Below are 22,484 nucleotides of genomic sequence, written 5' to 3'. Positions count from 1 at the left end.
TGAAAATCAGACACACTTTTTGTCACTTAACCCTTCATCTAGAGCTCACGCTCAGACACAATAAAACTGCCGGTGCGCCTGTACGTTTCGGCCCGACTTTTAGGGCTTGGAAGTACATGCGCACCGGCAGTTTTTTTATTTTCTAGGTCAGCGCCAAGGGCGGTCGTCGGTTGTCGCCTGACGACGCTCCCCCCCCCAGCTCACCTCACCTAGCAGGTTTAGCGGCGTCCGCCTCGGTAACCACCGCGACGGTCATCACGGCCACCACGGTAGCCACCGCGACCGCGACCGCCACCACGACGGTCATCGCGACCGCGACCACGGCCACCGAAATCGTCACCGTCATCGAAGTTTCCACGGTAGCCACCACGGCCACGGCCACCACCACGACGGTCATCGCGACCGCGACCACCACGGTATCCTCCGCGACCGCGGCCGCCATCACGACGATCGCCACGGTAGCCACCACGGCCACCGCGGTAGTCATCGCTGTCGTCGACCGAGGTGCCGTCGTCAAGCTTCAGCCCAATGAGCTGGCCGGAGATGCGAGTATCGGAGAGGTTGTTGATGACTTCTTGCGGCAGGTTGGCCGGCAGTTCGACCAGTGTGTGGTCGCCACGGATGTCGATGTGTCCGAAGTCCTTGGAGGACAGGCCACCCTCGTTGGCGATGGCGCCGACGATGGCACCCGGGCGGACGTGCTGGCGACGACCGACGCTGATGCGGTAGGTTGCGGTGCCCTCGCGGTCGAATTCGACCAGGTCAGCGCGCTTGCCCTGACCGCGCTCACCGCGGGAGCGACCATCGCGGCCACGGTTGCGGTCGCGGTCGAAACGATCACGGTCACGGTCGTTACGACGGCCACGCGGCGGTTCCTTCATTAGGAAGTCGCCCGACTGTGCCTGCGCAGCGATAGCGGCGGCGATATCAACCAGTGGGGTGTCGTGCTCTTCTGCGTACTCCTCGATGAGCTCACGGAAGACCGGAACCTGCGAATCAGCAAGCGCCTCGGTCAAGTCATCAGCGAACTTCTGCTTGCGAGAGTCGTTGACCTCATCGACGGTCGGCAGCTTCATCTCGTGCAGCTGCGACTTGGTTGCACGCTCAATCGAGCGCAGCAGGCGTCCCTCACGCGGGGTGACAAAGAGCAGCGCCTCGCCGGAGCGGCCAGCGCGGCCGGTACGACCGATGCGGTGGACGTAGGACTCGGTGTCGTGCGGAATGTCGTAGTTGACCACGTGGGAAATGCGGTCAACGTCCAGGCCACGAGCAGCCACATCGGTTGCCACCAGGATGTCCAGGCGGCCGTCCTTGAGCTGATCAATCGTGCGCTCACGGAGAGTCTGCGGGATGTCGCCGTTGATGGCAGCAGCGGAGAATCCGCGGGCACGCAGCTTCTCGGCGAGCTCCTCGGTCTCGTGCTTGGTGCGCACGAACATGATCATCGCTTCGAATTCCTCGACTTCGAGGATGCGGGTCAGCGCGTCCAGCTTGTTGCGGTGGCTGACCATCAGGAAGCGCTGGCGAATGTTGTCCGCAGTGCGAGTCTGGGACTTGACGGTAATCTCTTCCGGCTCCGTCAGGTACTGCTTGGACAGGCGACGAATCGCAGCCGGCATGGTAGCCGAGAACAGCGCGACCTGCTTGTCATCCGGGGTGTCGGCAAGAATGCGCTCGACATCCTCCTGGAAGCCCATCTGCAGCATCTCATCGGCCTCGTCCAGCACCAGGAAACGCAGGTCGGAAATGTCCAGCGAGCCCTTCTCCAGGTGGTCGATGACACGACCAGGCGTGCCGACGATAATCTGCGCACCTCGGCGCAGACCCGACAGCTGCACTCCATAGGACTGACCACCGTAGATTGGCAGGACCTGAATCTTGCCCAGGTGATCAGCAAACGACTGGAAGGAGTCCGCAACCTGCAGCGCCAGCTCACGGGTCGGAGCAAGCACCAGAGCCTGTGGTGCACGGACGGAGCGATCAATGCGAGCCAGAATCGGCAGCGCAAACGCCGCGGTCTTACCGGTACCAGTCTGAGCCAGGCCGACGACGTCGCGGCCGCTCATCAGAGTCGGGATAGTTGCAGCCTGAATTGGGGACGGAGTCTCAAACCCAACCTTGCGAACTGCATTGACAATGTCATCCGGCAGCTCAAGCTCATCGAAGCCGACGGTGTCGTCGCCGTTGTCGTCTTTGTTCTTTTCGGCCTTCTTCTCGGCCTTTTCCTTGACCTCAGCCTTTTCGGTCTTTTCCTCAGCGGCCTTCTCTTCGACCACCGGTGCTTCCTCGGCCACTACATCCTCGGCCTTCACAATTGCGTCCTCGCGGTTTTCGCGCTGATCCTCGCGGTTTTCCTCGACGCTGCCATTCATTTCATTATTAGCCATTTGGGGCTCTTCCTGGGCCTTTTCGCCCACACACTCAATATTCAACAGTTGATTACTCACAGTTGGGTCGCACATACATGACCCGCCCAATTTACGTTCTTGTTTTTCAGTGCTCTCACGTCGGAATTGCGATGACATCGCTTCTCTTGCACATACTTCGAAAAATTGCGCCCAAACCCAATTCAGCTTTTACTTCCGAGGAGGGGCGCCCATCATGCACTATGCACTCTCAAGCGTTTCACCAGCGAATTTATACCGCTGCCAGATTCTCTGCGACATTGTCGTCAGGATTTCACACTGACTGCCCAGACTACGCCACCGTCGGTCAAAAAACCATTTCCCGTCAGCAAGGTCACAACACAAGGTGGTCGATTTCTTGGATGAGGCCCGGCGCTGGGGCCGTCGTCAAGCGAGCACATTGCACCCACTTCGGGGTACCTATTTTGCAATTGCATGGGGTGAGGTAGTTAACATTTTCCCTACACGTTTGTACACATATCAGCTATTTTCCGCCGTGGAACACCCACCGTTCGGCGGATTTTTGCAATTTCGCAACGTATAAACCCAAGGTCGCTAGAGAATGTCCAGCAATAACAACGCACCAGAAACGCAGCCGTCTTCGCCCCGGCAGTCCCCACTAAAACCACATTCTCCCAAGGAGATTTCTGGGAATGGCGAGCAGGAAAATAGGGCACCGTCGAAGCTCTCGGCGATGATTGAGGTTCTCGGATTTCCGGGCTTTATTTTGGCGGGTTCGGCGCTGGCATTCTTCTTCCCCGCCCCGTTTACTCCGCTGACGGACTACATCACATATTTCCTGATGATCATCATGTTCGCGATGGGCCTCACCCTGACCATTCCGGACTTTAAGCAGGTCGCTAAGCGCCCGTTGGCGATTCTTTTCGGCGTTATCGCGCAGTTTGTCATCATGCCGCTGCTAGCGATTGCCGTGGCTAAAGTCCTCGGACTCAACCCGGCACTCGCTGTTGGTCTGCTCATGCTGGGCTCTGTTCCGGGCGGCACTTCGTCGAATGTCATCGCATACCTGTCGCGTGGCGATGTCGCGCTGTCCGTCGCCATGACCAGTGTGTCGACACTGGTCTCGCCGATTATGACGCCGTTTCTTATGCTCGTGCTTGCCGACGCGCACACGGAGGTCGACGGCCTCGGGATGGCCTGGAGCCTCTGTCAGACAGTCCTCCTGCCAGTGATTGGCGGTCTGATTATCCGCTTTGTGGCCGATACCTTTATTAACAAGATCCTCCCAATCCTGCCGTGGATTTCCATTCTCGGTATCGGTGGCGTGGTCTTCGGTGCCGTGGCCAAGAACGCTGAGAGCCTGGCGAACATTGGCCTGATTGTGTTTGTGGCTGTGATCATCCACAACGTCCTGGGCTACGTGCTCGGCTTCTTTGCAGGCCAGCTGGTGGGGATGCCGACTGCGGGCAAGCGCACGGTGGCCGTGGAGGTCGGCACACAGTCCGCTGGCCTGTCCTCCGGTATGGCAGCGAAGTTCTTTACCCCGGAGGCAGCGCTTCCCGGCGCGGTGGCCGCTGTGGTGCACAACATCACTGGCGCTATCTACGTGGCTATTTGCCGAAAGCTCGATGAAGGCAAGGAAACTAGCAAATCCGCTTCTGCTTAAGCTGTTTTCGCTTCGGCTTCTTTGGCTCCGCTGTTCGACGAGTGGGCTGGTAGAGTCTCGCGCCCGAAAATCCAACCCACCATTGCGACCAGCGAAATGACACCACAAACAAGGAAACCGGCCTTGAACCCTGCGGCATCCACAATTGCGCCGACAATCAGCGGGCCGGAAATCGCTCCGAAGTCCTGAGCCATCTGGAAATTGGCGAGCACCTTTCCACCTTGACGGTTGGCACCGATGACGTCGGCAAGCACGGCCTGCTGCGATGGATTGATCATGCCAGCGCCGAAGCCGGCGAGGACTGAGAGAATCAGTAGCGGAATGGCACCGCTGCTAAATCCGATAGCGCCAGTGAACACGCCGTTGATAAACAGTCCTGTGATGAGCAGTGGACGACGGCCGATGCGGTCGGAAAGACGGCCGGAAAACTGCAATGCCGTGACATTGCCGAGCGCGAAGGCCGTCAGCGCGAAACCAGCTGTGGCAGTGGCGGCTACTGCCCCATCGCTGCCCGGTTCTGGGGCGCCAACATGGGAAAACGTTGCCGCGGCGAACAGCGGGACAATCGCGACGCGCACGCCGAAGTTCGACCAACCGTTGGCGAAGGCTCCGACTAGTGCGCTTCGATATGCCGAGTCACGGATTGCCTCGGAGAACTTCAGCACCGGGGTCGTGCGCTTGGGCACTACATGGCGAAGATGCTCCGCACTCAGCGACATGCCGACCACAATCGTTGCCACGATCAGCGCCCCACCGTAGATGAAAAACGGCATCCGCATGCCCCATGCGCCCATTGCAGCACCAATGATTGGACCAAAGACATTGCCCAACAGGAAGGCTGTACCGTAGGCGGCCGAGCTCTTACCGCGGATCTCCGGCGGTGAAATCCGCACAATCAGCCCCATTGCCGAGACCGTAAACATCGTCGAACCGATGCCTCCGAGCGCACGAAACGCCAGCAGTTGCCAATATGTCTGCGCAATACCGACAAGCAAAGCCGAGAACGCGACAATACTGATGCCGGTTAGGTACGTGCGTCGATATCCGAGCTTCTCTACCAGTGAGCCCGATGCCGGCGCGAAGATTAGCCGGAAAATGGAGAACGAACTGACCACGAAGCTGGCCGCGAACACCCCCACATCGAAGCTGCGCGCGTACTGCGGCAAGATCGGTGCAATCAGACCGAAGCCCAGCGCAATGATGAACGCAGCGCTGACCAGAATCCAAATCTCTCGCGGAATCGGCTGTTTAGTCCCGTCTAATTCACCCTGCCAAGAATCCCGACCTTGTGGTTTGCTTCCCACCTCCGATGCGATATCCGGCTGAGATTCGCACTTTGCTTTACGACGAAGCAGGTCGCGCGAACGGGAAGCTGACAAGGTAACGGTCCTTTCTAAAACCTCTAGTCAGAGTCGCCCATTTCACTTTCAATTCGCCGGGCCAACTCTTTGCCAATCAAATGAGGAATTCCAACTACTAGTGCATTACCCATGCAAAAGGCACGATGGCCGTCGGTCATTCCTGTGTCCGTCCATCCCTTAGGGAATCCTTGCAGAGCATCCAGTTCATCTGGAACTAGACGACGCAGTCTTCCATCCACCTTAACCACATGCTTGAAACGGGAGGCCGATTTTCCGCCTTCACCAGTCAAAATCGTTCGGGAGGGCTTTTCCGTCGAGTCCGGGAAGGACATACTCCCCTCACTGTACAAATACGTAAAACCAGTCTTTTTATTGACTCGTTCTTCGCGCTTTGAACCCTTCAGATACTCCCACTTATGAACTTCATCCGCGTGAATAACGAAAGAATCTGGAACAGCAGACTCATCAACAAGGACATCCCCAAGAACTTGTCGAGGCCCATCATAGGACTCAACCACAGAAAATGTCAGCGCCTTGAAGTTCTGCATTATGCCTCCAGTTTCGAATGGAGACTTCTTGGCACCTAGTGAAAACGTCTTTGTTGCTTCATATGGATCCTCTGGAATCACAACTTCTGTGAAATGCAGAGGTTCCTCAATTGGTAAAGCCGCGGCCATGATGCCATCCTTAGCGCGCTGCTCTAATTCCCAGGTGCCGGGATTCTTAACTGCATAGATGTAGACCCGCTTACGTCGCTGCGGAAAACCATACTCAGCACTATTAATCACCCTCCACTCGACGGAGTAGCCGAGGTCACCGAAGCACGACAACATAATTGCAAAGTCGCGACCTCGCTGAGTAGCAGGGCTCTTCAGCAATCGATCAACGTTTTCCAACAAGACATACTTGGGGCTCTTTAGCTTAAGGAACCTGTAGATATCCCACCAGAGGACACCTTTTTTCCCTTCAATCCCACCTGCTTGCGATAGCGGTTTGGCAACTGAGTAGTCCTGGCACGGAAACCCTCCCACAACCATGTCTACATCGGGAATTTCGAACAGCCCGGCTTCCGCATTGTCGAGAACAACGTTGATGTCTTCATTCACACAGCTGTTCTCCCCGAACCTGTTTACATAACAGCGCCATGCAAACTGGCGAGCTGGAGTTCCTGGTGGTTCCCACTGGTTAGCCCACACGGTCTCAAATGGTCCTGCCGCCGGAAGAGATGCTATACCGTCGCTTTGATCCTGATAGCCGTCTAAGCCGAGGCGAAAGCCACCTACTCCCGCGAACAATTCGGCTACGCGAATGGTTTTATCAGACACGTTTCTCCAATCGCTACTGTGTTCTGATACGTCAGAGTGATTCTAACCATGACACAGAGGCCGGATCAAACTGGCCGATAGTTAACCAAAACCGCCGCCTTATTCGAACACTATTTCTAAATCTCTAGGAATTTAGAACCCGACTGATCTCATCACCCACGTACCCCGCGTTCAACCAAAAGGACTTTTTGACCACAGTTTCACCTCGCGGAGTAACAGCTGTATCTGCCTTGTTTCGAGCCTTCGGCCGAACGTGACAGCAACGGTTCTCCGTACTCTTAACCGACTCGCTAGCGCGCCCGTCGATTACACGCTCCCGCATCAGGTCGTAACATGCACGTGCCTCTACCAAGTCAGAGTCAGGCATCTGCCAAAACAGTACGTCCGCTAGTCGAAACTCTCCAAGATTCGACTCATCTTCGCAGAAGACAACAAAAAGGTACTTCTGCGCCAACTGCTCACTGAACTCGCTTTGCTCGAAATCTTGCTCCACCAAATCACGGTAGGAAAACCTTGGAAAAGATAGGGATTCCTTGGGCTTTCCATTTCTCTTCAAACGGATAACCTTAGGGACGATCCCAGCTTTTACAAACTCAGCAATTTCAGATTCCTTGTCCACACCGAGAATACTCTTAACAATAAGACTGCCAATATGCTTAGGAAGGCGGGTGTTACTGTAACCCAAGCCTTCAGCCAAGCTAGTAAGGGTACGATTCATATACGGCGCGAATCGCTTCTTTACCAGCCCAAGCAAATCCATATCTGCTTCTGATTGCTTTCGTTCAATCTCTTGAGCATTAAGCATGCCGTTGAGAATGACATCAATATAACTCCGCTTAAAGGCCCATGCCCGAGGCTTCGCCGGCTCATCCGAGAATGGCTGCTTCCGCGTAATCGTGCTATTCGCTGCCTTAGTACAGGCTTCCAGGTACATCGTGTCACCAGATGAAATGGTGTGCGCTTGTCCTCGTCGGACCTTCTCCTGAATCAATTCCCAGTCACTGCGAAGCTGGACAATGTCATCCTGCGACAGTTCCCAAAGCTTCGCGAGAAGAACCTGGTAATCGACAGGATTCTTATCCTTTTCAAAAAGGTATGCCACTAATAGCATGCGGCTAATCTTGGCCAGCAGATGCGACTCAACCCACTGTTCCTCAGGGAGTGAAAAGTAGTCAATCATCGAAAGGACAAGACGTTCCTTTGCGGAATAATCACCTTTTTTAGTCAATTTCATCGGCGTACTTTTTAGTTCGACGCCTATTTTTGTAAAGTCTGCTTCTGCATTACTGTTAGCCGGAATCTTGAAATAGAGTGTCTCTAACGCGGAACCGAATGCCCCTCGCTTTACCCTCGGATCATCCAAATCCTCGACACCAAGTGCCTCTCGAAGAGATTTTCCGACTATCTTTTCGGCGTAGTTTACAACTGACTCCACATCAGAATCGTCATAGCCTAGCTCAGTCGAAAAGCTCTTCATAGCAAAAAATGTCCCATCACTCGATTCCTGCATATCTCTTTTCGTATGCTGGTGCGTTTAGCTTATATAATTTTGCGGCCAAAATACGAAAGCCAAACCCCTACCCCGCCACTGTGGCGGAATAGGGGGTTGAACGGAGCGTCGTAAAGCGAACGCCCTATCTACGAGACTGCGGTGACCTGATTAGAACAGGCTCGGCAGGTTCGCCTGCGAGGAAATGTTGCTGACAGACTGCGTTGCCTGAGCGGTCGCACCCGACAGCTCCGGAATCGGCAGCTCCGGGAGAGACGGGCTCTCCGAGATGATGTCGGCAATCTCCGGCGGGACCTCGACGCCCTCTGGGAGCAGCTCGCCAATCGGGCCCAGCTCCGGCTCTTCCTGTGGGACGTGCTGCTTGGTGTACTGGGAGTCCTCGTCAATCGTGCGGAACTCGGACTGCGGTTCAGTGGAGGTCTCTACCTTGAAGCGCTCGTTGACCTGGCCGTCCGGGATGTCGTACTGCTCTTCAAGAGCAACGTCAATCGGCTGGAAGCGACTCAGCGGGCCGATGCCCATGGAGTTAACGCCAATGGCCTCGCGAGTCTCCGGGTTGAAAGCGTTTCCGCCCGAATCGCCGTGGTCAATCGGAGCGATAGCCCAGACACCATTGCGGACTCGGAAGACCTGGAAGCCGCAGCCACGGCCGGTACGGGAACCGTCGGTGCACACGGGCTCACCGAGGTTGTCGAAGGAAATCTCCATCGGCTCGAGAGTGCGCTTGTCCTCGATACCGACGATCTGAACCGGCTCGCCGTGGACGTTGCCGAACTCATCAACAGAGTGGGACATAGAGGTGGTCTTGATGTCGTCCTGAACCTCAATGATGCCGTAGTCACCGCTATTGAAGAGGTCGTTGAAGAACTCCGGCATAGTGGTGTTTTCGTCGAAGTCACCCTCTTCCGGCATGACATCGGTGCCCATGTAGTCCTTGTTGACCAGCTTGTCGCCATCCTTGGTTGGGATGAAGAACTGGCCGGTGACCTCTTCGCCGGTTTCAGTATCCTTCGCCACAACACAGTGGCCGGCAGTCATGATGACACGATGCGAAACGCCATTCTGATCCACAACGGTGCCAGGAACTCCCAGAGAGCACATCGGGGACTGAACATGACGTCCATCGATGTTCTTGCTGCTCGGGAACGGCATTCGCAACGGCGAGCCCGGGCCGATGACAACATCCGAGTTTGCCGGTGCAGCCTCAGCTACCGCGATTCCGGGCACAAAGCCACCTGCAGCTACCGACAGTGCAGCCGTAAGTGTGGCGACCTTCTTCGAACTGACCATAGTGTGCGCTACTCCATTTCTGTACAGAAAACTTGTCCCTCTCAGTGTATTAGGGACACCTTTACAAAGCTCTCCAAAAATGGAACCTAGGGTGAAATTCTCAGTCGAGGAACCGTTCAATCGCCTTCACGGCACGCGCATTACGCATCAAAAAGTTTGTTCAACAGCAATGCAAGAGCCAGAACCATCCGCCTTGGATGATTCTGGCTCTCTTAACGGTTCGGGGGTGATTTTTGTCAGATTCTCAGACTGGTGCTAGCCCTCAAAGCTTGGAAGCTGAATTTCTGCCAACTGAGGCAGCTCAAACGGCAGTGACGATTGTGGCAATTGGGGCGATTGTGGCAGCTCAGGCAGTTGCGGCGACTGCGGCAACTGGTCCACAAGATCAGTTAACTGCGGTACAGAACCTTCCTGAGAACCCTGCGAATTCTGCGTCCGGGCGTACTCCTGATCCGCCGCCATATCCTCGTTGAGGGTGCGATAGGTGGAGTCGCGCTGAGCCGTGGAATCCGATACCTCGAAGTGGTCGTTTACTTGACCGTCGGGAATGCCGTAGGCCTCCTGGATGGCAATATCCGCGGGCATCACACGCGAGACCGGACCGAAGGTCATCGAATTCACGCCAATAACTTCATTTGTGGTCGGATCGTAGGCATTTCCGCCCGAGTCACCGTGGTCAACGCCGATACCAACCGTCCAAATGCCGTTTCGAGCCCGGAATACCTGATAGCCACAGGCACGTCCGGTACGCATGCCGTCCTTACAGATAGGTTTGCCAAAATTATCGAAGGAGACCTCGCCACGCGGCAGATCTTCATTGTCTTGAATGCCAGTCATCGCTACAGGCTCCCCGTAGCTCTGACCATTTTCATCGATGGAGTAACTTGCGCCGGTAGTTTCTACGTCTGGATCAAGGTTGATTACTCCATAGTCTGCACCATTAAAGGCCGCCGGCAACGACTCCAGTCCGGCATCTTCCTGCGGCACTTCCCAACGGTGAGCACCTGTCGTACCAATGCGCTTATCGCCTTCGGTGGTTGGCACATACACCTCACCGGTAACGATTGGCAGACCCACATCCGGAGCATCATTCACACAGTGCCCTGCGGTCAACATGACCCGATGCTTTTCCCCATTGCGGTCCGTCACCGCTCCCGGAACACCCGCCGAACACATCGGCGAGTTGACATTTCGGTGCCCATCCCACGGGCTTCCCTCCATGGGAGTTCGAATCGGGTCACCCGGACCAACCACGACAGCATGTGCCGCGACCGGGGCTGCTAAGGACAAAAGTGCTGCGAAAGCCGATACCGCCATTCGACTTCTTGCGTGCTTCATTGAGACGAATCTTTCAAATTTTTAGTTTTCCTTTAGGACCATCCCCCACACTAATCCACCACCCCACCCCCAGAAATAGCGTTTTCTCAGACTCTTGGACTTTTACAAAAGTCGTTATCGAATCGTTTCCACAACCCCACATGTCCCTGCAATAACACCAGGCACCTAGCCAATTGACTACCCCCACTTGGGTAGCCAATTGATGCTAAACATATCTCGAACATTAGTTCTATATGTTCGAAAATGCGAGTCCGGGGTGTTCGATAACTTGTGAGCCATGAACACAGCAGACGAGTTTCCCATTCATCGCCGCCTAGCTCTTCCCCCACTATCCGCTACCTACCGTGCAGAATGTTTCGAAGACCTCGACCTCATCCGCACAATCCTCTGCCACCCCACCATCGCCCGTAGGCATTCGCCCGGCGCGCTAGATCACACCTTTTCGCTTCCCGACGGGCCTGTGGTCACCGTCCGCGCGTCGCGGATAGCGCTTCCTCGCGCACTGGTCTCTCAGCTTGCCGACGTGCACGCGGAATACTTCATCCTGAAGGATGAGCCCATGTTCATGTACTCCGTTTCCGTCAAGGTGGCATCCTCATCGGAGGTAGTCCTCCGCGGAATTGGCGGTTCGAATCGGACGCGGGAAGAAAACCGCCGACGTACTCGGGCTGTGGCTGAGGCTCTCCATCGTGCGCAGGACTGCAGCAAGATACACGAAAACGGCACTGCCCTCGCACTCCCCGGGCGCCGTTATAGCTGGATTGGCACCAGGGGCGCGCGGCCACTGCCGTGTCCTAACGAGCTCTTTTCTTCTCGCCCATCAGCGGCTTAGCACTGGTCACAGTGCTGCCACAGTACGGCTACTCGCTGTCGTCGCCTTCTTCGTCGTCCTCGTCGTCATAGTCGCCATCGTCATAGAGGTCATCATCGTCGTCATCGTCATCATCATCCCCGTCCAAGGAGGCAACGTGATCAGAGTAGATATACTCCGCGTACCCGTCATCGACGGGTGCCAGCTGATCTTCCCATTCCTCTGCGCGGTCTACCACGAGCGCAAGGACATCCATCAGCTTGTCAAAGTCCTTGAAGGTGCCCAGCGTCAGAACCTCATTGCGCAAGGTCTGGATGTCAGAGTAGAGGTCAGCGAACATCTTGCGACGGTCATCATCGGTGAGAACCGTTTCGGTGTCCGAGTCCCAGAACTCTGCGATGGCCTGGTCGACAATGTCGTCCAAGTTCGCGTCCTGGGAGATGAAGCGGACGTGTGCGCTGGGCTCGTTGTTGTGGGCAGTTACCAAAACCTGGACCAACGAGGAGGTACCAACTTCGGAGGTGACCAAGGTTGCCTCTTCGGGGTCCTGTTCAAACTCCAGGTCAGCAATGCGGTCATCATCACCATCGAGCAGAGTGCGCAGCAGGCCAACAACCTGGTCAGTAGCTACATGGTGGGCGACTGCCGCGACGGCGTCTTCGACGGAGAATACAGCGGAGACCAGAACAGCTTCGAACTCGTCGTCCTCATCATCCACATCGGCAGCGGCTACGTAAACTTCGGCAGCCGGGATGTCCTCATCAATGGTGACGAACTGAACCTCCAGGTCAGAGGTAATGGGAACGAAGAGGGTGTCATCGTTGACACGGCTTTCAATGCCCTCGCGGTCCAGTGCCGCAGCAATCTGCTCGAAAAAGCTCATGGGTGGAATCCTCCCTTGAAAGATAATTGGCCTCTACCCGCAGCCAATCGTAGCGACAAACGCGCAATCATGGGGTGGCTCATGCCCCCGGCAATTGCTGCGAAAGATCGCGCCGGCAGCGTGCGTGCTGCTGCAAAGCCGCCAACGCGGTCGGTTGAGGAGCAGGCCGCCAGCTGTCGATTCTCGAAAACAGAGCGCTCAGTAGCGTGCCCAGAGTTGATGGCGTTCCTCACGAGAACGTTTTGGACAGGAGACACACAGATCGGCATCTGGGCTGTGATAAATCATGCAGCAAGTAGCCCTCTCCAGGTGAGTAACTACATCGAAGTCCGGTTCTTCTCCCGATTCAGCAGCGGCTTCATCCCAGGGGCGCACCTCGCCTCCGCAGGAATCCATGAAACGAGGAAGAGGGACCCGATGTACTCGCTGTATTCCCTCAACGACATGTTTGCCAATAAGCGCTCCACGCCAGGGCTCCATCAGCTCATTACCGGCGGATATTGCGGCGTTAGCTACGGCATCGGCAGCCACGGCCCAAAGAGGGGCAGGCTTGATTTCCCCGACTTCTCCAACAACCTGAGCCAACGGCTCCAAGAAATGAGCCAGTGCTTCGCCGGAATCCTTCAGCTCATCCGCATCCTCAGCGGAAATGCTTTCAAACTGTTGAGCTTGGAACCCAACCCAATAGTCATCTCGAAGAAATGTGAGCCAAGAAGACCACTGCCACACTGGAACTCGATCGGACACCAACACGCATGCCAGCGATGGCCCTACCAATGCTCCGCACATGGACCACCACCACAACTGGGCCTGGAAACGGGTATCCACCTCAACCTCGGGCATGGGAAACAGCTTTCTCCCAGCCTCAATTCCGGCGGCTACAGCTTCGGTAGAAAGGTGCCACTCCGCAGCGCCGTCGTGAGGCGTGACATCTGCGGAAAACCGAGGAAAGTCCGCCAAAAGCTGGGAGTACTCGGGAGGCAATGCGGCACCCCGCGTGACATCGTTCACCAGTCTCATCCTTCTATCGACTGTGTTAATCGCCGTACACCTGTCTATTTTTCCACCGACTACGGAATTTCCCCACAGCTCAGTAGTGTTTATATGGGCATATGGCTCTCAACGGACCCGTTTAGGAGGTCTACTACTTTGTTCCAAAAGACGAAGAAGGATTCAACTCGCACAGTAACTGATGCGGTGAACTCAACCCCCGAAGCGATCGAACGTGATGCCGGAAAACTGGGAACCCTTCTTATCCAAACCCTGGATAAGACCATGAGCTGGCAGTCGTCTGCCATCACCGGGTACGTCAGTTCCCTGCACAAGCGCAAAAAAGATGAAACTCCGGCGCAGGTACAAGAACGTATTGATTCCCACTACCTCAACCTGGTCACCGGCACCGGTGGTGCCGCCGGCGGCAGTGCGGTTCTTCCCGGCGTCGGCATGATTACGGGCTTGGCTGCGGTTACCGGTGAATCGCTGCTGTTCCTGGAAGCATCAGCCTGGTACACACTGGCCTCAGCAACCCTGCGCAATATTGACATCACCGATCCGCAACGCCGTCGCACGCTGATTCTTGCGGCCATGAGCGGCTCTGAGGGGACAGCTATTATGGCCTCTCTGCTTGGCGAGGAATCGCTGCGGAAGCAGACCAAAACTTCCGTAAATTCTCTACTGCCACGGCTTGGCGTTCCGCAGCTGGGTGCAGCAAACCGCCTGCTGATTCGCGAGGCACGCAAGCGCTTGATGAAGAACGCTCGCCTGGCCATCATCGGTAAGATTTTGCCATTTGGAATTGGCGCCGTGGTTGGGGCCTCCGCCAACCGCAAGCTCGGTGGCATTCTTATCAGCTCCACTCGCGCATCTCTGGGCCCGCTTCCCCAGGATTGGTCGGACTTTGAACGAAAGCTACCGGCTAAATCCAACACCTCGGAGGACTCGAAGAAGGACTCAAAGTCATCGAGGTTCTCTATTCCCTCGGCGCTGAAGTGGCCGAAGAAAAAGAAGAATAAGTAGTTCCTCTTACCCCGATTACCCTTCAGCGACGTTTTTCAATGGAAGAGCGGTACCCACCATGGCCCAGAGCAAACCCCTCAGAACCTCTCCCATGAAGTTCTTGTGGAAACAGTCTCTTCACAGGCCACTACCGCTCTATGGTGTCATTGTTGCAGCGCTAATCGTTGTCGGGCTGGAGTCCGTACTTCCGCTTCTCACTAGAGATGCCATTGATGTGGCAACGGGCTCTTCCGATGGCGGTGTCCCCGCGCGCCTACTGCCTTCCCTAACTCCCCTGCAGGCAGTCATTTCCGTCTTTCTGGCCATCGCGTTAGTACGCTTCGTCGCCCAGGTGGGGCGCAGATTCTTCTCCGGCAAACTCTCCATTGATGTTCAGCACGACCTGCGACTAAAGATCCTTCGCTCCCTACAAAACCTCGATGGTCCAGCACAAGACCGAGTCAACACCGGCCAGGTTGTATCGCGGTCAATTTCCGACCTCCAGGCAGTGTCCGGACTACTGGCGATGTTGCCGTTGACACTGGGATCCGTCGTCAAGCTGTTCATCACAATCGGCATCATGCTCGCCCTCTCGCTGCCCCTGACACTGGTCGGCCTCGCCGTGGTGCCAGCGATTGTCTACATTGCAGTGAATTCTCGTGACAAACTCCATGCCGCAACCTGGGCTGCCCAACAGCAAGCAGGCGAGATCGCCGGACAAGTCGAGGAAACCGTTTCCGGCATCCGCGTTGTTAAGGCGTTTGCGCAGGGTGACAACGAAGTTGCGAAGATGGAGCGTAACTCGTCGCTCCTCTATTCCCTACGCCTGCGAGCGGCAAAACTCAGCGCTCGATTCCAACCGGCGCTACAGTCGTTGCCGCAACTGTCCCTCGTCGGAAATATCGCGGTCGGTGGCTGGCTCGCGATTAACGGACACATCACCCTAGGCACGTTCGTAGCTTTTGCCACGTATCTCACCAGCCTGACTGCCCTGTCGCGTCTGGTCTCCAACATGGTCATCTCGATACAGCTGACGTCGGCAAGCATCGACCGCATTTCCGATGTCATCGACGCCCGACCAGACAACCCCGAACCCACCGACGCGCTTCCTCTCCCCGACGGCCCTGTTGGCATCACCTTCAACCACGTCACTCACAGCCGTGGCGGACGCACGCTTATCGACGATGTCTCATTCTCCGTCGCACCAGGGGCGACCTTAGCGTTGATTGGCCCACCGGGGTCCGGAAAGACTATCGCCACGGAGTTGCTCGGCCGTCACTATCTGCCGGATTCGGGAACTATCACTATCGATGCGCCCAGCCACGGCACATCCACAGATACCGCGCGCATTCTCTCCAGCGACGTATATGACGCTATTACTGTCGTTCCGGACACTCCTTATCTATTTGCGGGCACATTGCGTGAGAACATCGCATTCGCCAATCCCGCGGCGTCCCAGGAAGAGATTGTCGCCGCAGCGACCGCCGCCCAGGTCAACTTCGTCGACGACCTGCCTCAGGGGTGGGACACAGCCATCGGCGAGCGCGGGCATAATCTCTCCGGCGGACAAGCTCAACGCGTCGCGTTAGCACGGGCATTCCTCGCCCGTCCTCGAGTTTTGGTTCTCGACGACGCGACCTCAGCAATCGATGCTGCAACAGAGTTAGAAATCTTCAACGCGCTGACCTCGCAGCTGGCGGAAACGACTATCGTCATCGTGGCGCATCGATCTTCCACTCTCGAGCAGGCGGACCACATCGCCATTTTCGAAGACGGTGCCATCACCGGCATTGGCACCAAGGCCGAACTGATTACTTCTCATCCGCGCTTCACCGAGCTGATGGACATCGACCAGAGCGCCTACCCCGAAATCGAAAACCTTGTTCTCGACCCCATCGACAGCGAAGACCCCAGCCCCGAGGAACTCTGGCCCGACGAATCCGCGCCAACCTCCGACAACTCCACGCCAGACACCGCTGCGCGGCTTCCCGGAGGTGCCACTTCTCAAATGAGCCGCGGGGTTGGCCGAGCCGGAGGAGGTCCAGGCGGTCCAGGTGGACCCGGTGGCCCCGGTGGCCGCGGCGGCGGTCGTGGTGGCATGGGGGCGGCTCTCGCCAATGCGCCTGCGACGCCGGAGCTACTCGAGCGCGTGCGAAACCTCCCACCCGCTACCGAAAAACCGCGTGTGCCCGCTGCGGCACTCGACAACTCCGAGCTTTTTTCTCTGCGCCGGTTGCTGTCCTATGTCCGTGGCCTATTTATAAGTGTCATTGCGCTGCTCGCCCTCATTGCCGTCGCCGATCTGGCGTTCCCCATGCTCGTGCGCTACGCCATTGACCACGGCATCAGTGAGCACAATGAGGCCGTGCTGTGGGCCTGCGCCGCAGGTGGCTTGGCGACGGTCCTCATCAGTTGGCTTGCCGTAGCCACAAATGCTGTTATTACTGCGCGCACTGGTGAGCGGCTGCTCTATGCCCTGCGTGTGCGTTGCTACCGTCACCTGCAGTCGCTTGGCATTAACTACTTCGAGGCCAATCGCTCGGGCGCCATCATGACGAGGATGACAACCGACATCGATGCGCTCTCCTCTTTCCTGCAAACGGGACTGGCAGAAGGGGCAATCGCCGCGTTTACTCTGCTCGGTGTCACAGCGCTGTTGCTTGCCACACAGGTGTCACTCGCCGCAGTGGCGTTGGCATCGCTTCCCATCATTGTGGTGGCCACCCTGGTATTCCGCCGAATCTCCTCGCGCCTATACAAGTTTGCACGCGAGCAGCTCTCCTTGGTCAACGCTGATTTTCAGGAGACCATTGGTGGGCTTCGCGAGATTCAGATGTACCACCGCGTCGCCGATATCGAATCTTCCTTTGCCGAGGAATCCGATAAGTACCGCGCAATTCGTCAGCGAGCGCAGCTGGCCGTGGCTCTATTCTTCCCCGGCATCAACTTCGTCTCTGAGTTGGCAACAGCCGCGGTATTGGCTGTCGGTGCCCAACAGGTTGCTTCGGGAACCACGACGCCCGGCGTACTCGTCGCCTTCACGCTGTACCTAGGAATGCTCTTTGGCCCGATTCAGCAGCTGTCCCATGTTTTCGACGGCTACCAGCAGGCGAAGGTCGGCCTCAATCGCATTGATGACCTCCTACAGACCGTCCCCATGCCAGATCACGGCACTACTGACGGCGCGTCCCGCGCAGCTGCTGGCGACCTGCGCTTAGACAAGGTAGCTTTCTCCTACCCCGCCGCCGACTCTGAGCACGAACGCCCGCAGGTTCTCGATGCTCTCGATTTGCAGATTCCTGCCGGAGAAACAGTCGCAATTGTCGGATCCACCGGCGCCGGAAAATCAACAATCATTAAGTTGTTTGCCCGTTTCTACGACCCAGTTGGCGGCGTGGTGCGAGCCTCCGAAACTGACATCCGCGAGTTCCCTCTTAACGATTGGCGACGCACCCTCGGCTATGTCCCCCAAGAATCACACCTGTTTTCGGGGACAGTAGCAACAAATATTTCCTACGGTCTACCGGAGAGCAGTCATGCTGAAATTCAGCAGGCCGCGAAAAACGTCGGTGCCCTCAGCACCATTGCCAGCCTGCCCGGTGGCTTCCACCACCCCGTCGGCCCAGATGGCCGAGGGCTCTCCTCCGGACAGCGTCAGCTCATCGCACTCGCTCGTGCCGAAATGATGCGTCCTGAACTGCTGCTTCTCGACGAAGCCACCGCGACACTCGACCCTGCAACAGAGTCGGCAATCCTTGAAGCCACTGACCGTGCGTCGCGTCAACGCTCGGCAATTATTGTGGCCCACCGCCTGGCTACGGCGGCTCGGGCCAACCGGATTTTGGTACTTGACCACGGGCGTATTGTCGAAGACGGCTCCCATGATGAACTTCTAGCGGCGGGTGGCCAATACGCAGAGCTCTGGAGCAAGTACCATATGGGGAGCGCGACGGTGTAGTAATTCAGAATTTTCGTTATCCTTGAATGACACTTTGACGCTTGCGCTAATTAGAATAAACGTGAGTTAGTAAAACTAAGACGAAAAGAGGCGAGTACCTGCCGTGAGCAGCGACATGAGCTTCGGCCAGAACGAATGGCTGGTCGACGAGATGTACCAGCAATTCCAGAAGGATCCACAGTCTGTGGGTCAGGAATGGCGCGAATTCTTCGCAACCCACACCCCGTCCCAAAAGGGCGAGGACCTTTCCAATATGGCAAAGCCAGCAGCAGCCACGAAGGAGGAAGCTAAGGCAACCGGACGTCGTGAATCCAAGGGGGTCGAACCCACTAAGACCCCGAACAAGCCGGCGTCCCCGAAGCCAAAGAAGTCCCCAATGGATGCAGCAGCCAAGGTTTCGGCTGTTGAATCCGGCGAGGAGCCTCTGAAGGGCGTCGCACGAGCTATCGCTAAGAACATGGATGTCTCCCTGGAGATGCCGACCGCTACGTCGGTTCGCGATATGCCGGCACGTCTGATGTTTGAAAACCGCACCTTGGTTAACAATCATCTGGCACGCGCTCGCGGCGGCAAGATCTCCTTCACCCACATCATTGGTTACGCCATGGTGAAGGCTGTCATGCTCCACCCGGACATGAACAACAACTACAAGGTGGTTGACGGCAAGCCAGTTCTGGTTACCCCGGAGCACATTAACCTCGGCCTGGCCATTGATATGCCAGCTAAGGACGGCTCTCGTTCGCTCGTAGTTGCTGCTATCCGCGAGTGTGAAACCCTGACCTTCAAGCAGTTCGTCGACGCCTACGAGGACATCGTCGTTCGTGCTCGCCACGGCAAGCTGACCGGTAAGGACTTCCAGGGCGTCACCATTTCCCTGACCAACCCGGGCAGTATCGGTACTCGCCACTCCGTCCCGCGCCTTACCAAGGGGCAGGGCGCGATTATCGGTGTCGGCTCCATGGATTACCCGGCTGAGTTCGCCGGTGCTTCCGCGGACCGTCTGGCAGAGATGGGCATCGGCAAGCTGGTGACCATCACCTCTACTTACGATCACCGCATCATCCAGGGTGCAGAGTCCGGTGAGTTCCTGCGCACGATGAGCAATCTGCTTGTCGACGACAAGTTCTGGGACCACATTTTCCAGACCATGCATGTTCCTTACACCCCAATCCGTTGGGCGCAGGATCTGCCGAACACGGGTATTGACAAGAACACCCGCGTCATGCGTCTGATTGAGGCCTACCGTTCCCGCGGTCACTTGCTGGCTGACATTGACCCGCTGCGTTCTGACCAGCCAAATACTTCTGCTCCGAACCACGCTGACCTCGATATTGAGGAACACGGTCTGACCCTGTGGGATCTGGACCGTACCTTCAACGTCGGTGGTTTCGGCGGCAAGGAGACGATGACGCTGCGCGAGGTTCTCTCTCGCCTTCGCAACGCATACTGCCTCAAGGTCGGTTCCGAGTACGCTCACATTCTCGACCGCGAAGAGCGCGAGTGGCTGGAAGAGCGCATTGAGGGCGGCCAGCCAAAGCCGTCCCACGCTGAGCAGAAGTACATCCTGCAGAAGCTAAACGCCGCAGAGGCATTCGAGAACTTCCTGCAGACCAAGTACGTCGGCCAGAAGCGCTTCTCCCTTGAGGGCGCAGAGTCGCTGATTCCGCTGATGGACTCCGCCATTGACACCGCTGCTGGTGCTGGCCTGGATGAGGTCGTCATCGGTATGCCACACCGCGGTCGACTGAATGTGCTCGCAAACATCGTCGGCAAGCCACTGCGCCAGATCTTCACCGAGTTCGAAGGCAACATCGACCCGGCACAGGTCGGCGGTTCTGGTGACGTCAAGTACCACCTGGGTACTACTGGCCGTCACATCCAGATGTTCGGCGAGGGCGAGATTGACGTCACCCTGACTGCGAACCCGTCCCACCTCGAGGCCGTCAACCCGGTCGTTGAGGGTCTTGCTCGTGCACGCCAGGACAAGATCAACAAGGGCGAAGAGGGCTACTCCGTCATGCCGCTGCTGCTGCACGGTGACGCATCCTTCGCCGGCCTGGGCATTGTCCAGGAGACCCTGAACCTCATGTCCCTGCGTGGTTACAAGGTCGGCGGTACCGTCCACATCGTGGTGAACAATCAGATCGGCTTCACCACTTCGCCGGACTCCGGTCGCTCCTCCTACTACGCAACCGACATCGCCAAGGCATACGGCTGCCCGGTCTTCCACGTCAACGGTGACGACCCGGAGGCTGTCGTCTGGGTCGGCCAGCTGGCTGTTGAGTACCGTAACCGCTACGGCAAGGACGTCTTCATCGACCTGGTTTGCTACCGCAAGCGCGGCCACAACGAGGCCGATGACCCGTCCATGACTCAGCCGCTGATGTACAAGGTCATCGACGAAAAGGAAAGCGTCCGCGCTCAGTACACCGAGGACCTGATTGGTCGCGGTGACATTTCCGAGGAAGAGTACGAGGCAGTTCGCCGAGACTTCCACGACCAGATGGAAGCTGTCTTCAACGAGGTCCGCGCAGCACAGGACGCAAAGCCGGGCGAACAGTCCGGTATTGCAGGCTCTCAGCCGCTGCCGCATGGTCTGAAGACCGGCATCGAGAAGGCTGAAATCGTCGAGATTGGTCAGTCTTACGTCAACCTCCCTGAGGGCTTCAAGATTCACCCGCGTGTTGCGCCGGTCGCTAAGAAGCGCGCGGAGATGACTCAGGAAGGTGGCATCGACTGGGGTATGGCCGAGCTGCTGGCAATCGGCTCCTTCACCGGTGCTGGCATCGACGTCCGCTTCGCAGGTGAGGATGTCCGCCGCGGTACCTTTACCTCTCGCCACGCAGTTCTGATTGACTCCGAGGACGGTTCGGAATACAACCCGATCGACGCCTACGGTAAGTCCAAGAACGGTGGTCGCTTCATGATTTACAACTCGGCTCTGACCGAGTACGCAGGCATGGGCTTCGAGTACGGCTACACCCTGGGTAACCCGGACGCAGCAGTGTTCTGGGAAGCACAGTTCGGTGACTTCGCCAACGGCGCTCAGACCACCATTGACCAGTACGTTTCCTCCGGCGAGGCCAAGTGGGGTCAGACCTCCAAGCTGATTCTGCTGCTACCGCACGGCTACGAGGGCATGGGCCCGGACCACTCTTCGGCACGTATCGAGCGCTTCCTGCAGCTCGCAGCCGAGGGCTCCTACACCGTTGCTCAGCCGTCCGAGCCGGCTAACTACTTCCACCTGCTGCGTCGCCACGTCCTGTCCGACCTGCACCGTCCGCTGGTTGTGTTCTCGCCGAAGTCGATGCTGCGCAACAAGATGGCAGCGTCTGCTGTCGAGGACTTCACCAACCCGAACAAGTTCCGCTCGGTCATCGATGACCCGAACTTCGAGTCCAAGGACAAGTCCGGCATCAAGACCCTGCTGCTCTGCTCCGGCAAGATCTACTGGGAGCTGGAGAAGAAGCGTAAGAAGGACAAGCGCGACGATCTTGCAATCGCTCGCCTGGAGATGCTGCACCCGCTGCCGCACAACCGCCTCCGCGACATCTTCGAGTCCTACCCGGATCTTGAGGAAGTCCGCTGGGTTCAGGATGAGCCGGCTAACCAGGGTCCGTGGCCGTTCCTGGCACTGAACCTCCCAGAGGTTCTGCCGGATATGCCGAAGCTGACCCGCGTTTCCCGCCGTGCACAGTCCTCCACCGCAACTGGTGTGGCTAAGGTCCACCAGATTGAGGAGAAGGCTCTGCTGGAAGAGGCTCTCAAGTAGGTCTCATTGACTGGTCTTCGCCAGTTGGCGTGTAAACGCTAAGGGGCTCCAACCGAACGGTTGGAGCCCCTTTCTTGTTGCTTGGGCGATCGTTGCCAGGCATCAAGGGCGAATAGTCAAAAAGCGTGTCCGGTCGGCGTGCCACCGGGTCGGCACCATTTACTACTTAGTCCTCAATGCGAGTTACTGACTACGTTTATGACAAAAAT

Annotated in this window: 13 protein-coding genes; 5 read left to right on the top strand and 8 right to left on the bottom strand. The window is 57.0% G+C overall.

All coding sequences use genetic code 11. The annotated features are described in order from the left end of the window. Positions 1–218: 218 nt before the first annotated feature. A complete protein-coding gene (locus HMPREF2849_RS00450) occupies positions 219–2,387 on the bottom strand; it encodes a DEAD/DEAH box helicase (protein WP_049190075.1) in 2,169 nt (722 codons plus the stop codon). Positions 2,388–3,099: 712 nt separating this feature from the next. On the opposite strand from HMPREF2849_RS00450, the gene HMPREF2849_RS00445 reads away from it, so the two are divergent. Continuing rightward, positions 3,100–4,032, top strand: coding sequence for a bile acid:sodium symporter family protein (locus HMPREF2849_RS00445; protein WP_070862429.1), 933 nt, complete (start codon positions 3,100–3,102; stop codon positions 4,030–4,032). Here HMPREF2849_RS00445 and HMPREF2849_RS00440 read toward each other — a convergent pair. From HMPREF2849_RS00440 to HMPREF2849_RS00420, 5 genes are all read right to left on the bottom strand, one after another. Further along, on the bottom strand, positions 4,029–5,411 hold the full coding sequence (locus HMPREF2849_RS00440; RefSeq protein ID WP_070862428.1) for an MFS transporter: 1,383 nt from the start codon (positions 5,409–5,411) through the stop codon (positions 4,029–4,031). The genes HMPREF2849_RS00445 and HMPREF2849_RS00440 overlap by 4 nt on opposite strands. Before the next feature lie 23 nt (positions 5,412–5,434). Continuing rightward, positions 5,435–6,718, bottom strand: coding sequence for a DNA (cytosine-5-)-methyltransferase (gene dcm / locus HMPREF2849_RS00435; RefSeq protein WP_069358840.1), 1,284 nt, complete (start codon positions 6,716–6,718; stop codon positions 5,435–5,437). 124 nt (positions 6,719–6,842) lie between these two features. Then, positions 6,843–8,228 (bottom strand): Sau3AI family type II restriction endonuclease, encoded by a 1,386-nt coding sequence (locus HMPREF2849_RS00430; protein ID WP_069358841.1) that lies wholly within the window; start codon positions 8,226–8,228, stop codon positions 6,843–6,845. A 150-nt stretch (positions 8,229–8,378) separates the two neighbouring features. After that, a complete protein-coding gene (locus HMPREF2849_RS00425; protein WP_242451381.1) occupies positions 8,379–9,518 on the bottom strand; it encodes a trypsin-like serine protease in 1,140 nt (379 codons plus the stop codon). Positions 9,519–9,773: 255 nt separating this feature from the next. Beyond that, on the bottom strand, positions 9,774–10,835 hold the full coding sequence (locus HMPREF2849_RS00420) for a chymotrypsin family serine protease (protein WP_070862427.1): 1,062 nt from the start codon (positions 10,833–10,835) through the stop codon (positions 9,774–9,776). A 298-nt stretch (positions 10,836–11,133) separates the two neighbouring features. Between HMPREF2849_RS00420 and HMPREF2849_RS00415 the strand changes: the two genes are divergently transcribed. Further along, entirely contained in the window at positions 11,134–11,688 is a 555-nt protein-coding gene (locus HMPREF2849_RS00415) for a hypothetical protein (protein ID WP_070862426.1), read from the top strand. 28 nt (positions 11,689–11,716) lie between these two features. Here HMPREF2849_RS00415 and HMPREF2849_RS00410 read toward each other — a convergent pair whose 3' ends face one another. Together HMPREF2849_RS00410 and HMPREF2849_RS00405 are read right to left on the bottom strand one after the other, a co-directional pair. After that, complete coding sequence (locus HMPREF2849_RS00410; RefSeq protein WP_048732832.1) at positions 11,717–12,550, bottom strand: hypothetical protein; 834 nt, start codon at positions 12,548–12,550, stop codon at positions 11,717–11,719. A gap of 198 nt (positions 12,551–12,748) precedes the next feature. Beyond that, the gene (locus HMPREF2849_RS00405; RefSeq protein WP_222865052.1) at positions 12,749–13,570 is read right to left on the bottom strand and encodes a (2Fe-2S)-binding protein; all 822 of its coding nucleotides are present in this window, start codon (positions 13,568–13,570) and stop codon (positions 12,749–12,751) included. Between the two features lie 129 nt (positions 13,571–13,699). Here HMPREF2849_RS00405 and HMPREF2849_RS00400 point away from each other — a divergent pair, with 129 nt between their 5' ends. From HMPREF2849_RS00400 to HMPREF2849_RS00390, 3 genes are all read left to right on the top strand, one after another. Then, a complete protein-coding gene (locus HMPREF2849_RS00400; RefSeq protein ID WP_038628387.1) occupies positions 13,700–14,566 on the top strand; it encodes a hypothetical protein in 867 nt (288 codons plus the stop codon). Positions 14,567–14,657: 91 nt separating this feature from the next. Next, on the top strand, positions 14,658–18,503 hold the full coding sequence (locus HMPREF2849_RS00395; protein ID WP_168168066.1) for an ABC transporter ATP-binding protein: 3,846 nt from the start codon (positions 14,658–14,660) through the stop codon (positions 18,501–18,503). A gap of 103 nt (positions 18,504–18,606) precedes the next feature. Continuing rightward, on the top strand, positions 18,607–22,275 hold the full coding sequence (locus HMPREF2849_RS00390; RefSeq protein ID WP_070862424.1) for a multifunctional oxoglutarate decarboxylase/oxoglutarate dehydrogenase thiamine pyrophosphate-binding subunit/dihydrolipoyllysine-residue succinyltransferase subunit: 3,669 nt from the start codon (positions 18,607–18,609) through the stop codon (positions 22,273–22,275). Positions 22,276–22,484: the final 209 nt, after the last annotated feature.

Origin of the sequence: Corynebacterium sp. HMSC073B01 (assembly GCF_001838255.1) — a bacterium.
GTDB lineage: Bacteria > Actinomycetota > Actinomycetes > Mycobacteriales > Mycobacteriaceae > Corynebacterium > Corynebacterium jeikeium_D.
The sequence above is the reverse complement of the archived record's forward strand: the minus strand, read 5'-3'. Positions and strand labels throughout refer to the sequence as shown.

Bases quoted from the DNA above. Each gene is read 5' to 3' on its own strand.
- HMPREF2849_RS00450 (WP_049190075.1), bottom strand. From the start codon at position 2,387: ATGGCTAATAATGAAATGAATGGCAGCGTCGAGGAAAACCGCGAGGAT.
- HMPREF2849_RS00445 (WP_070862429.1), top strand. From the start codon at position 3,100: ATGATTGAGGTTCTCGGATTTCCGGGCTTTATTTTGGCGGGTTCGGCG.
- HMPREF2849_RS00430 (WP_069358841.1), bottom strand. From the start codon at position 8,228: ATGCAGGAATCGAGTGATGGGACATTTTTTGCTATGAAGAGCTTTTCG.
- HMPREF2849_RS00425 (WP_242451381.1), bottom strand. From the start codon at position 9,518: ATGGTCAGTTCGAAGAAGGTCGCCACACTTACGGCTGCACTGTCGGTA.
- HMPREF2849_RS00420 (WP_070862427.1), bottom strand. From the start codon at position 10,835: ATGGCGGTATCGGCTTTCGCAGCACTTTTGTCCTTAGCAGCCCCGGTC.
- HMPREF2849_RS00415 (WP_070862426.1), top strand. From the start codon at position 11,134: ATGAACACAGCAGACGAGTTTCCCATTCATCGCCGCCTAGCTCTTCCC.
- HMPREF2849_RS00410 (WP_048732832.1), bottom strand. From the start codon at position 12,550: ATGAGCTTTTTCGAGCAGATTGCTGCGGCACTGGACCGCGAGGGCATT.
- HMPREF2849_RS00405 (WP_222865052.1), bottom strand. From the start codon at position 13,570: ATGAGACTGGTGAACGATGTCACGCGGGGTGCCGCATTGCCTCCCGAG.
- HMPREF2849_RS00395 (WP_168168066.1), top strand. From the start codon at position 14,658: ATGAAGTTCTTGTGGAAACAGTCTCTTCACAGGCCACTACCGCTCTAT.